Below are 11,931 nucleotides of genomic sequence, written 5' to 3' on the forward strand. Positions count from 1 at the left end.
ATTTCTTGGTCTGTTTGTTCTTCATTTTTTCATTGCCGTTCTTTTTTGGGTGGGTGTCTGTGTGCGGGTTACTACACGGTTTGCGCCCTAAGGCTGCCTCCCACAAAGTGATCATCCCTGCAGGGCGTGATCAGTCCTCAGGCCAGAACCGCAGTGGCTTGCCTTCGGCAGGCCACAGGCGCAATTGTTCGATGGGGGAAATGTCCCAGCGTTGCACCTTGGCGAGTTCCTTGAGGAAGCGCTGTTCCTGCTCCATCAACGGCGGTACGCACATTTTGCGGGTGTTGCCGATGGGGCCGAAGCTGATGGTCTGGCCCTTGAGGGTATAGGGCGCGAACCAGTGGTTGCAGCCTGCATTGCCGTAGGCGCGGCCATCGGCCCCCAGGGTCATGGTCAGGCGGCTGCTGTCGATCAGCGGACGCTCGCCGATCCACTCCAGCACATAGCTCTGATCCTGTTCGATGGGTTTGGGCTCAGTCGCACAGCCGACCAGCAGGGCACTACCGATCAGGCTCAGTACAGCCAGGTGTTTCATGCCGCTTTCTCCTGACACTTTCTGCATGTGTGTTTTTCACCCTCGGTCTTCCAGCCCAGCTCGGCGATGCGTGCAACGGCGGCAGGTTTCTGGGCCTTGGTGCCGAGTTTGCTCTCGACCATGAACTCGAAGTCCAGCTCGGCAGAGCAACTGTCGCAATTGACCTTCCACTGATGGATTGCCAGTTCGTCGAACGCCGGGCCATTGGCCACTGCGACCCATTGGCCGGGCGGGTTGATCAGGTGCCGGACTTTCTCCACCGACAGACGCATATAAAGGCTTTTGCTGCCCTTGATGGTCACCAGCAACTGGTCATTGTTGTGGATCGAGCCGCCGTTACCGGTGACTTGATAACGCCCGGGGCCCAGCGTACGGCACTCGGTGAGTGTGTGTTGCGGGTTGAGCATGCTGTAGCGGAAATCGTGTTCGACCATGGGTCCTCCAAATTGCGCGCATCTTATCACGCTTGAGCTTCGACCCGGTTTTGCGCAGTGCCTGCATTCCACGCGGCAATATTGTCCAGAGTTGTCCGGGCAATGGCGCCCAGGGCTTCCTGAGTCAGAAAAGCCTGATGAGCGGTGATGATGACATTGGGGAAGGTCAGCAGGCGCGCCAGTACATCGTCCTGCAAGGGCAGGTCGGAACGGTCGGCGAAGAACAGTTGCGCTTCCTCTTCATAGACATCCAGCCCCAGATAACCCAGTTGCCCGGTCTTGAGGGCGTCGATCAGTGCAGGTGTTTCCACCAGCGCACCACGACCGGTATTGATAAGCATGGCGCCTCGTTGCAGGGTGGCCAGGGATTGCCGGTTGATCAGATGGCGGGTCTGCTCGGTGAGCGGGCAGTGCAGGCTGATGATCTGTGCCTGTGCCAGCAGGTCGGGCAGGCTCAGGTATTCGGCGCCCAGGGCCAGAACTTCGGGATTCGAGTACGGGTCGTAAGCCAGCAATTTGCAGCCGAAACCTGACATGATCTTCGCGAAGGTTGCGCCGATCTGCCCGGTGCCGATCACGCCGACGGTCTTGCCCACCAGATCGAAGCCGGTCAGACCATGCAGACTGAAATCGCCTTCGCGGGTGCGGTTGTAGGCGCGATTCAGATGACGGTTGAGGGCCAGAATCAAGGCCACGGCGTGCTCGGCCACGGCATGCGGCGAATAGGCCGGAACCCGCACCACGGTCATGCCCAGTCGCTGAGCGGCTTGCAGGTCCACATGGTTGTAACCTGCCGAGCGCAGGGCTATCAGCCTTGTACCACCGGCAGCCAGCCGCTCCAGCACCGGCGCGCTGAGGTCGTCATTGATAAAGGCGCAGACCACCGGGTAGTCCTGAGCCAGTGTGGCGGTTTCCAGCGTCAGGCGAACTGGCTGGAAATGCAGCTCCAGGCCGTCGGGTGCCGGGGTGGCCAGGAAACTCTCCCGGTCGTAGGTCTGGCTGCTGAAGATCAGGGTGCGCAGGGTCATGGGTCTTCCTTGGAGAAACGAGTTTGTTCGCTCTGTCTGCGTTGAATGTTGTCAGGTCAGTTCGTTGGCTGTGGGAGGCAGCTTGCTGGCGACAGGGCCAGTGAATTTCAAAAACCTCATCGACCCTGTCGCCAGCAAGCTGCCTCCCACTTCATTGAGCCTCAGGCGGTCACCCGTGCTTCGACCGCCAGCCGGGTAATGGCTTTATCCAGATCGTCCAGCGCCTCGTCGGCCTGGGGTGCATCCTGCTTGAGCAGGGTCTCGGCGCGCTGGCAGGCGGCGCGCAATTGAGGCACGCCGCAATAGCGGGTAGCGCCATGCAGGCGATGGACACGTTCGATCAGGCCTTGGATGTCTTCGGCGGCCCGGGCCAGACGAATGGCTTCGCGGTCGGCATCCAGCGATGCCAGCAGCATAGCCAGCATGTCGGTCGCCAGATCGGGTTTGCCGGCTGCCAGACGCAGCCCCTCTTCATGATCGAGCACCAGCGGGCCGGCATGGCTTTGCTGAGTGTCGGACGGGCGCTCCGGCAGTGGCGTGCGCAGGGCCAGCCCTGTCCATTTGAGCACCACTTGCGCCAGTTGCCGCTCGCTGATCGGCTTGGTCAGGTAATCGTCCATGCCGCTTTGCAGCAGCGAGCGCTTTTCATTGGCCATGGCATGGGCGGTGAGGGCGACGATAGGCAGCGATGTGCATTGGCGCTCCAGTTCCCAGACACGAATCGCTTCGGTGGCCTGACGTCCGTCCATGCCGGGCATCTGCACATCCATCAGCACCAGATCGAAGGTTTCGGTCTGCACACAATGCAGCGCCGCATACCCGCTGTCGACTGCAACGACCAACGCACCCATGTCTTCGAGCAGGGTCTGGACCAGCAGCAGGTTGGCGGGGTTGTCGTCCACGCACAGGACTTTCGGCGGACGGCTGGCCAATGGCTGGACAACGTCGTTGCGCACCACCTTGGGTGCAATCAGTTCCGACAGGGCTTTCTGCAGTTTGCGGGTGCAGGCAGGCTTGGCCTGCAACTGGTTATAGACATCCGGCACCGACAACTGGAACAGCGCCTGTTCGGTGGTCGGGCACAACACCAGCACCTTGCAGCCCAGGTTCTCCAGATCCCATATATGCTGGCGCAGCCGCTCCGGCGGAATTTCATGGGCCGTGACGCCCAGTACCGCCAGATCGATGGCTGTCGATGTCTCGTGGGCGGCGGTCACGCCGTTGAGCAGGTTTTCCAGGTTGTTGAAGATCAGGGTTTCAAGCCCGCAGTCTTCCAACTGGTGTTCCAGAGCCTGACGGGCCAGTTCATGGTGTTCGAGCACGGCGGCGCGCACGCCTTCCAGTGGCTTGTACAACAGCTCTTCCACGTCTTCCCGGGCCTTGGGCAGCGTCAGCGTGATCCAGAATTCCGAGCCGATGCCTGGCGTGCTGTCCACGCCAATCTCGCCACCCATCTGCTCGATCAGGCGCTTGGAAATCACCAGCCCCAGGCCGGTGCCGCCCGGCTGCCGTGACAACGAATTGTCCGCCTGACTGAACGCCTGGAACAGGGCGCGCACATCCTGGCTGGACAGGCCGATGCCGGTGTCCTGAACGCTGATGCGCAGCTGCGCGTGTTCCTCGGTATCGTCCTCGACCATGGCCCGGGCGACGATGGTGCCTTCGCGAGTGAACTTGATCGCGTTGCTGACCAGATTGGTCAGGATCTGCTTGAGGCGCAGTGGGTCGCCCGACAGGGACAGTGGCGTGTCGCGGTAAACCAGGCTGACCAGCTCAAGCTGCTTGGCATGGGCTGCCGGAGCCAGAATGGTCATGGTGTCCTGCAACAGGTCACGCAGGTTGAAGGGGACGTTTTCCAGCACCAGTTTGCCGGCTTCGATCTTGGAGAAGTCGAGAATCTCGTTGATGATGCTCAGCAGGCTGTCGGCCGACTTCTCGATGGTGTTCATGTAGTCGCGCTGACGCGGGGTCAGTTCGCTTTTCTGCAACAGATGCGTGAAACCCAGAATGCCGTTGAGCGGGGTGCGGATTTCATGACTCATGTTGGCCAGGAATTCGGATTTGATCCGGCTGGCTTCCAGGGCCTCCTTGCGCGCCAGGTCCAGTTCGATGTTCTGGATCTCGATGGTTTCCAGATTCTGTCGGACGTCTTCGGTGGCCTGATCGATGCTGTGCTGCAACTCTTCCTGGGCATTCTGCAGGGTCGAAGCCATGCGATTGATGCCCGAGGCGAGTGCGTCCAGTTCTGTGCTGCCCAAAGGCGGGACTCGTGCCTCGAGGTTACCATCCTTGAGTTGCGCCACCGCCTGCTTGATCTGGCTCAGGGGCTCATTGATGGTGCGGCTCATGCGTACCGCGACAATGGCGGTCAGCGCCAGACCGAAGGCGATCAGCAGGCTGCTGACGAACAGGCTGCGATAGCCGCGCAGCAAGGTGCCGTTGTGGGAAATTTCCAGTTCCACCCAGCCCAGCAGCCGGTCGGCTTCGGCGGGGATGATTTCGCTGGTGAGGTGGCGCTGATTGCCAAACACCGGCAGCAGGTAGCGGGTCGCATCGTTGGCCGAGGTGTTGAGCAACTGGGTGCTGTTGCCGATGGGCGGAGGCGCGATCATGCTCGGACCGGCGTGGGCCAGGGTGTTACGCTCCGGGTCGAGAAAGGACACCGAGCGCACATCGGCCTGTTCGAGGGTCTGTGAGGCGATGCGACTCAGCAGTGTCCTGTCCTTGCGGCCCAGCGCGGGGGCGGACAGAGGGGCCAGTTCCTGGGCAATCATTTCACCGCGTTGCAGCAACTGGCTCTGCAGCTCGTGAAGCTGCATCACCGTGAAGTAACTGCCCATCATCAGCGCGATCAAACTGGCCGGCAAAATCGTCAGCAGTAATACGCGGCCTTTTATACCCAGTTTGGTCAGCACAGCTTTCTCCACCTGTCGGAATCAGTCCGTCGATATCGTTTCAGGGCAGTCTAGCCGCTTACCCTGTCGCGCATATTACATGCCGATACGCTCTTGGGGTTGCGGGAAGTCAAGGCTCGAGAGGCAGGAGACGAAAAAGACCTCTTATTCCTTTTGGTGATAAGAAGCGCACTTTGCGTGATATGGGCTTTGGGCGTTTGCCGTTATGATAGTGCCCCCCGCAGTCTGGATCGCGAATACGCCATGACCTTGCAGTATCAAACCATTGCCGATTGCGTCGGCAACACCCCGCTTGTGCGCCTGCAACGCATCGCGGGCAATACCAGCAATACCCTCCTGTTGAAGCTCGAAGGTAACAACCCGGCTGGCTCGGTAAAAGACCGCCCTGCGCTGTCGATGATCACCCGTGCCGAGCTGCGCGGCCAGATCCACGCGGGCGACACCCTCATTGAAGCCACCTCTGGCAATACCGGCATCGCCCTGGCCATGGCTGCGGCGATCAAGGGTTATCGCATGATCCTGATCATGCCGGACAACTCCAGTGCCGAGCGCAAGGCGGCGATGACGGCCTATGGCGCGGAACTGATTCTGGTCAGCAAGGAAGAGGGCATGGAAGGCGCTCGCGACCTGGCTGAGCGTATGCAGGCCGAAGGCCGCGGCAAAGTGCTCGATCAATTCGCCAACGGTGACAACCCCGAAGCGCATTACACCAGCACCGGCCCGGAAATCTGGCAGCAGACCGGCGGCACCATCACGCATTTCGTCAGTTCCATGGGCACCACGGGGACCATCATGGGCACCTCGCGCTACCTCAAGGAGCAGAACCCGGACGTGCAGATCGTCGGGCTGCAGCCGATGGAAGGCTCCGCGATTCCCGGCATCCGTCGCTGGCCCCATGAATACCTGCCTCGTATCTATCAGGCCGATCGTGTCGATCGCATCATCGACATGGCCCAGCAGGAAGCCGAAGACACCATGCGCCGACTGGCCCGTGAGGAAGGCATCTTCTGTGGTGTGTCTTCCGGCGGTGCGGTGGCCGGCATGTTGCGCCTGTCGCGTGAAGTCGAAAATGCGGTCATGGTCGCAATCATCTGTGACCGCGGCGACCGTTACCTGTCGACCGGCGTTTACGACGCGCCCAACTGATGGCCAAACAACAAAGAGGGCTGCGCTTCCAACCCGCTGGAGGCGTCAAGGCTGCGCAGATCCCTGCTGGCAAGAAACAGCGGTTGACCATTGAACGCCTGTCCAGCGACGGACGCGGCATCGCCTTTCTCGACGGCAAGACCTGGTTTGTAGCGGGCAGCCTTGGAGGAGAAGAGGTCGAGGCGCGGGTGCTCAATGCCCACGGCAAGATTGTCGAAGCGCGTACCGAGCGAGTGTTGCAGGCCAGTGACCTGCGCCGCCCGGCAGCGTGCGAACATTTTGGCCGCTGTGGTGGTTGCAGCGTGCAGCATGTGCCCCATGACGAACAGCTTGCCCTGAAACAGCGCATGCTGGCCGAGCAGTTGCAACGGGTCGCCAATGTCGTGCCGGACGAATGGGCCGCGCCCCTTGCCGGTTCCGAACTGGGCTATCGCAGGCGCGCTCGCGTCGCCGTGCGTTGGGATGCCAAGGCAAAGCGGCTGGATGTGGGCTTTCGCGCGGCAGCCAGTCAGGACATCGTCGGCATCGAGCATTGCCCGGTGCTGGTACAGGCCTTGCAACCGATCATGACGCAACTGCCTGCCTTGTTGAAAAAGTTCAGCAAGCCTCAGGCGCTGGGTCACGTTGAATTGTTCAGTGGCACTTCCATTGCTGTATTGCTGCGTCATGTTGCGCCTCTGGCCGAAGGTGATCTGGCCATGCTGCAAGGGTTCTGCAAGGAGCATGGCGCGCAACTCTGGCTGCACGGTGAAGGCGAGCCGCAACCGGCAGACCCGGATCAGGCATTGGGCTATCATCTTGATCCATGGAATCTGCAACTGGCCTGGAGGCCGGGGGATTTCATTCAGGTCAACGCGGCAGTCAATACCGCGATGATCGAGCAAGCGTTGCAATGGCTGGAACCCAAGGCTGACGAGCGGGTGATGGATCTGTTCTGTGGTCTTGGCAACTTTGCGCTGCCACTGGCCGGGATGGCCCGGGAAGTGGTTGCAGTCGAGGGGGTTGCTACCATGGTCGAGCGTGCCTCTGCCAATGCAATGAGTAATGATCTGCATAACGTAAGGTTTTTTCAGGCGGATCTTTCCCAGCCGCTGACACAGGCAGGCTGGGCCGCTGAAGGGTTTTCTGCGGTACTCTTGGACCCGCCGCGCGACGGAGCTTTTGAAGTGGTGCGCCAGATCAGGAAGTCAGGCGCCAGACGGTTGGTTTATGTTTCATGCAACCCGGCAACTTTGGCTCGCGACACGGTCGAATTGGTCAATCAGGGCTACCGATTAAAACGTGCCGGAATACTCGATATGTTTCCACAGACGGCCCATGTCGAGGCGATGGCTTTATTTGAAGCGAGTAAGTGAGCAGCGGTTCATTGGATCGAGTCAGCTGCTGACAGGGAATCTCGTTTAATCCGACTGGCCCGCGAATGCCGGTCCTTGCTTGCCCGGCAAGTGGCATTCGCTCAAGAAGGCTGGCGACTGATGGCGCTATTCATCGCGCCTTAGGGAAGGTAAGCAGCATGGTACAGGTGAGAGCACACCAGCCGATAAACACAGACGGCAGTATCAACCTCGACGCATGGCTGGATCATATTGTCAGCGTCGACCTGGTCCTGGACCGGGAGGCCATGAAAGAGGCCTGTGAATTTGCCCGGCAAGCCGAGCACAAGGACAACGCATTAAAGAATCACTGGGCAGACGGCACTTCCAGTTTCCAGACCGGTCTGGAAATTGCGGAAATCCTGGCTGACCTCAAGCTCGATCAGGACTCCCTGATCGCAGCCGTCATCTATCGTGGGGTGCGCGAAGGCGTGATCCCCTTGCAGGATGTCGAACAGCGCTTTGGTCCGACAGTCGCCAAGCTGATCGACGGCGTACTGCGCATGGCGGCGATCAGTGCCAGCCTCAGCCCTCGCCAGTCGCTGGTGCTGGGCAGTCAGGCGCAGGTGGAAAACCTGCGCAAGATGCTGGTGGCGATGGTCGATGACGTACGTGTGGCCCTGATCAAGCTGGCCGAGCGGACCTGTGCGATTCGTGCGGTCAAGAATGCCGACGATGAAAAACGCAATCGCGTGGCCCGTGAAGTTTTCGATATCTACGCGCCTCTGGCCCACCGCCTGGGCATCGGTCATATCAAGTGGGAGCTGGAAGACCTGTCTTTCCGCTACCTGGAGCCCGAGCAGTACAAGCAGATCGCCAAGCTGCTCCATGAGCGACGCCTGGATCGTGAGCGCTTCATCAGCGATGTGATGTCGCAACTGGAAAACGAACTGCTGGCCACCGGCGTCAAGGCCGACATCAGCGGGCGTGCCAAACACATCTATTCCATCTGGCGCAAAATGCAGCGCAAGGGTCTGGCTTTCAGCCAGATCTACGACGTGCGTGCCGTGCGGGTTCTGGTCCCGGAAATGCGTGACTGCTATACCGCGCTGGGTATCGTGCACACCTTGTGGCGGCACATTCCCAAGGAGTTCGACGACTACATCGCCAACCCCAAGGAAAACGGCTATCGCTCGCTGCACACGGCCGTGATCGGACCGGAAGGCAAGGTGCTGGAAGTGCAGATCCGCACGCATTCCATGCACGAGGAAGCCGAACTGGGCGTCTGTGCGCACTGGCGTTACAAGGGCACTGACGTCAAGTCCAGCTCCAACCATTACGAAGAGAAAATTTCCTGGCTGCGTCAGGTGCTCGAGTGGCACGAAGAGCTGGGCGATATCGGTGGTCTGGCGGATCAGTTGCGCGTCGATATCGAGCCGGATCGTGTCTACGTCTTCACTCCGGACGGTCACGCCATTGACCTGCCCAAGGGCTCGACACCGCTGGACTTTGCCTATCGGGTACATACCGAGATCGGCCACAACTGCCGTGGCGCGAAGATCAATGGCCGGATCGTGCCGCTCAACTACAGTCTGCAGACCGGCGAGCAGGTCGAGATCATCACCAGCAAGCACGGTACGCCGAGCCGCGACTGGCTGAACTCGAACCTGGGGTACATCACCACCTCCCGGGCGCGTGCCAAGATCGTTCACTGGTTCAAGCTGCAGGCCCGCGACCAGAACGTGGCAGCGGGTAAAACCCTGCTCGAACGCGAGCTGGCACGTCTGGCGCTGTCGCTGGTGGATTTCGAGAAGCTGGCGGACAAGGCCAACTACAAGACTGCCGAAGACATGTTCGCGGCTCTGGGCGCAGGCGACCTGCGTCTGGCGCAACTGGTCAACCTCGCCCAGCAGCAGGTCGAACCGGAGCGTATCAACGATGTCGAGCTGATTCCGCGCAAGGCCACCGGTTACAAGCCCGGCAAACGCGGCGATATCCAGATCCAGGGCGTCGGCAACCTGATGACGCAAATGGCCGGCTGCTGCCAGCCGCTGCCGGGCGACGCCATCGTCGGCTACATCACCCAGGGCCGCGGCGTGAGCATCCACCGTCAGGATTGCGCCTCGGTGCTGCAATTGAGCAGCCGCGAACCCGAGCGGATCATCCAGGTCAGCTGGGGCCCGGTGCCGGTGCTCACCTATCCGGTGGATATCATCATCCGCGCCTACGACCGTTCCGGGCTGCTGCGTGACGTCACCCAGGTCCTGCTCAACGAGCGGATCAACGTTCTGGCGGTCAACACCCGCTCGAACAAGGAAGACAACACTGCACTCATGTCCCTGACCATCGAGATCCCCGGTCTGGATGCACTGGGTCGGTTGCTGGGGCGGATTTCCCAGTTGCCGAACATCATCGAGACGCGGCGTAACAGGACGCCGTAGGTGGCGTAGCGGCAAGCTGCAAGTTTCAAGCGGCAAGCTCGTTTGGTCTTGTAGCTTGTAGCTTGCCGCTGCGACTAAAAGGAGCCCCATGTACTCAATCACCGACCTGCTCAATCTCATGGCCCGTCTGCGCGATCCGCAGTACGGTTGCCCTTGGGACCTGAAGCAGACTTACGCCAGTATCGTGCCGCATACGCTGGAAGAGGCTTATGAAGTGGCCGATGCCATTGAGCAGGGGGATTTCGATCATCTTCCCGGCGAGTTGGGTGATCTGCTGTTTCAAGTGGTTTTCTATGCCCAGTTGGCGAAGGAAGAAGGCCGCTTCGAGTTTGACGGAGTGGTGGACGGGATTGTCCGCAAACTGTTGCGTCGTCATCCCCATGTGTTCCCCACCGGCGAGCTGTATGCGCCACTGGAAACCCCGCGTCTGACCGATGAAGAGGTCAACCGGCGCTGGGACGAGATCAAGGCTCAGGAGCGCGCCGAGAAGGCCACGGCTCCCGAGCAGCTTTCATTGCTCGACGATGTGCCCAGGGCGCTGCCGGCGTTGTCCCGTGCGGTCAAGCTGCAGAAGCGCGCCGCGCAGGTCGGTTTCGACTGGCCGGCCGCCTTGCCGGTGGTCGACAAGATTCGCGAAGAACTCGATGAAGTGCTTGAAGCCATGGCCGAGAATGATGCTCAGGGCATGGCCGAGGAAGTGGGCGATTTGCTGTTTGTGGTCGTCAATCTGGCCCGGCATCTTAAAGTTGACCCGGAAACTGCGCTACGCTCGGCCAATGGCAAGTTCGACAGGCGCTTCCGATTTATTGAACAGGCATTGCATCAGGCCGGGCGTCCCATCGAAGATTGCACTCTCGAGGAAATGGACGCTCTGTGGGGCGAAGCCAAACGTCAGGAAAAGAGCACGCCCGGCTGCGGCTGAGCGTGTGGTATCTGCATAAGCGAGTAGACAATGAGCCTTTCCCTTCGCGACCAGTTGCTCAAGGCAGGTCTGGTCAACCAAAAGCAGGCCAAGCAGGTCAGCAAAGACAAGCAGAAAGAACAGCGGCTGGCGCACAAGGGCCAGATCCAGATCGATGACTCGCAAAAGCGTGCGGCCCAGGAGGCCCAGGCCGAAAAGGCCAAACGCGACCAGGAACTCAATCGCCAGCAGCAGGAGAAGGCCGAGGCCAAGGCCCGCACCGCGCAGATCAAGCAATTGATCGAAGTTTCGCGCCTGCCCAAGCTGACGACCGAGGATTACTACAACTTCGTCGATGACAAGAAGGTCAAGCGCATCTCGGTCAATGCCCTGATGCGCAACAAGCTGAGCAGCGGCTCGCTGGCCATCGTGCATCACGGCGGCGGTTACGAAATCATCCCTCGTGAGGCGGCGCTGAAGATCCAGGAGCGCGATCCGCGTCGTGTCGTGTTGCTCAACACACCGACCGAGGCACCGGATGCGGACGATCCGTATGCGGCTTATCAGGTGCCTGACGACCTGATGTGGTAAGGCATGCCCGAACAAAACAAAACCCGCTCAAGGCGGGTTTTGTTTTGCTCTCTATTCTTAATGATGCTGCTGGCTTTCCAGCTCTTCCAGCTCCGCCTTGTAGTTATAGGCGTCCGACTCTACGTGAAACATCCCGACCAACTGATCCTGCTGATAAACGTCCCAGATCTGAATGCCATTCGCAACGGCTTCATGAGAGAGGTGGGCTTCGTCACGCTCAGTAACTTTAACGGTCATATTGATAGCTCCTGACTCTAGAAACTGCGGCGATGTGTCGCAGGACTCTTTTATAGAATCGGTTAGCTTGCTAAGTAAACAGGCAGTTTTTCCGGTACTGGCCCATTGAACTTTTTTTGCGGCTGGAGGCTTTGATTGGCGGGGCTTTCAGGTTTTGCGAGGGGGAAATGAAGGATTCTTCATGAAGGCTTCGTGAGGTGTTTTTGGTGTCTCTGGTGCAGCGCGGGTAAGACTGTGGGAGTTCGCCCGCCTCCCGGCGCCGCGCTGTCGCGCAGCAAACAGGTGCCGTGTGGTTGCCAGTCAAGAGTTCGGTTTGAGGCCGCCTTGCGCCTTTACGGCGCGTCACTTTGGTTTCGGCCAAAGTAACCAAAGCCATTGCTCCGGGTTCGG

The 11,931-nt window shown here is 60.0% G+C and carries 11 protein-coding genes; 5 read left to right on the plus strand and 6 right to left on the minus strand.

Features of this window, described 5'->3' with window-relative positions; translation table 11 throughout:
- Window positions 1-130 precede the first annotated feature (130 nt).
- The 4 genes from JSY17_RS25225 to JSY17_RS25240 form a co-directional block, all read right to left on the minus strand.
- Window positions 131-535, minus strand: a complete 405-nt coding sequence (locus JSY17_RS25225; RefSeq protein ID WP_117181084.1) for an META domain-containing protein — start codon at window positions 533-535, stop codon at window positions 131-133.
- The gene (locus JSY17_RS25230) at window positions 532-969 is read right to left on the minus strand and encodes a hypothetical protein (protein WP_117181085.1); all 438 of its coding nucleotides are present in this window, start codon (window positions 967-969) and stop codon (window positions 532-534) included. Before JSY17_RS25230 ends, JSY17_RS25225 begins: the two co-directional genes overlap by 4 nt.
- A 26-nt stretch (window positions 970-995) precedes the next feature.
- Window positions 996-1,991, minus strand: a complete 996-nt coding sequence (locus tag JSY17_RS25235; RefSeq protein WP_206403354.1) for a 2-hydroxyacid dehydrogenase — start codon at window positions 1,989-1,991, stop codon at window positions 996-998.
- 167 nt (window positions 1,992-2,158) lie between these two features.
- The gene (locus JSY17_RS25240) at window positions 2,159-4,912 is read right to left on the minus strand and encodes a response regulator (protein ID WP_122370677.1); all 2,754 of its coding nucleotides are present in this window, start codon (window positions 4,910-4,912) and stop codon (window positions 2,159-2,161) included.
- Between the two features lie 243 nt (window positions 4,913-5,155).
- Here JSY17_RS25240 and cysM point away from each other — a divergent pair, with 243 nt between their 5' ends.
- The 5 genes from cysM (at window position 5,156) to JSY17_RS25265 (ending at window position 11,304) form a co-directional block, all read left to right on the plus strand.
- Window positions 5,156-6,058 carry a cysteine synthase CysM gene (gene cysM / locus JSY17_RS25245; RefSeq protein ID WP_117181087.1) on the plus strand — a complete coding sequence of 301 codons (903 nt, stop codon included), beginning with the start codon at window positions 5,156-5,158 and terminating at the stop codon, window positions 6,056-6,058.
- Entirely contained in the window at window positions 6,058-7,413 is a 1,356-nt protein-coding gene (gene rlmD / locus JSY17_RS25250) for a 23S rRNA (uracil(1939)-C(5))-methyltransferase RlmD (protein WP_206403350.1), read from the plus strand. Before cysM ends, rlmD begins: the two co-directional genes overlap by 1 nt.
- A 158-nt stretch (window positions 7,414-7,571) precedes the next feature.
- A complete protein-coding gene (relA, locus tag JSY17_RS25255) occupies window positions 7,572-9,812 on the plus strand; it encodes a GTP diphosphokinase (protein ID WP_117163978.1) in 2,241 nt (746 codons plus the stop codon).
- Window positions 9,813-9,900: 88 nt separating this feature from the next.
- Window positions 9,901-10,734: a nucleoside triphosphate pyrophosphohydrolase gene (gene mazG / locus JSY17_RS25260; protein WP_117181089.1), complete on the plus strand. Its 834-nt coding sequence runs from the start codon at window positions 9,901-9,903 to the stop codon at window positions 10,732-10,734.
- 30 nt (window positions 10,735-10,764) lie between these two features.
- The gene (locus JSY17_RS25265) at window positions 10,765-11,304 is read left to right on the plus strand and encodes a DUF2058 domain-containing protein (RefSeq protein ID WP_117163980.1); all 540 of its coding nucleotides are present in this window, start codon (window positions 10,765-10,767) and stop codon (window positions 11,302-11,304) included.
- Between the two features lie 57 nt (window positions 11,305-11,361).
- On the opposite strand, the gene JSY17_RS25270 is transcribed toward JSY17_RS25265, so the two are convergent.
- Both JSY17_RS25270 and JSY17_RS25275 read right to left on the minus strand, forming a co-directional pair.
- Complete coding sequence (locus tag JSY17_RS25270; protein ID WP_117163981.1) at window positions 11,362-11,541, minus strand: hypothetical protein; 180 nt, start codon at window positions 11,539-11,541, stop codon at window positions 11,362-11,364.
- A gap of 70 nt (window positions 11,542-11,611) precedes the next feature.
- On the minus strand, window positions 11,612-11,931 hold a 320-nt coding region (locus JSY17_RS25275; RefSeq protein ID WP_206403352.1), incomplete at its 5' end, for a hypothetical protein.

It is taken from the genome of Pseudomonas capsici (genome assembly GCF_017165765.1).
Taxonomy (GTDB): domain Bacteria; phylum Pseudomonadota; class Gammaproteobacteria; order Pseudomonadales; family Pseudomonadaceae; genus Aquipseudomonas; species Aquipseudomonas capsici.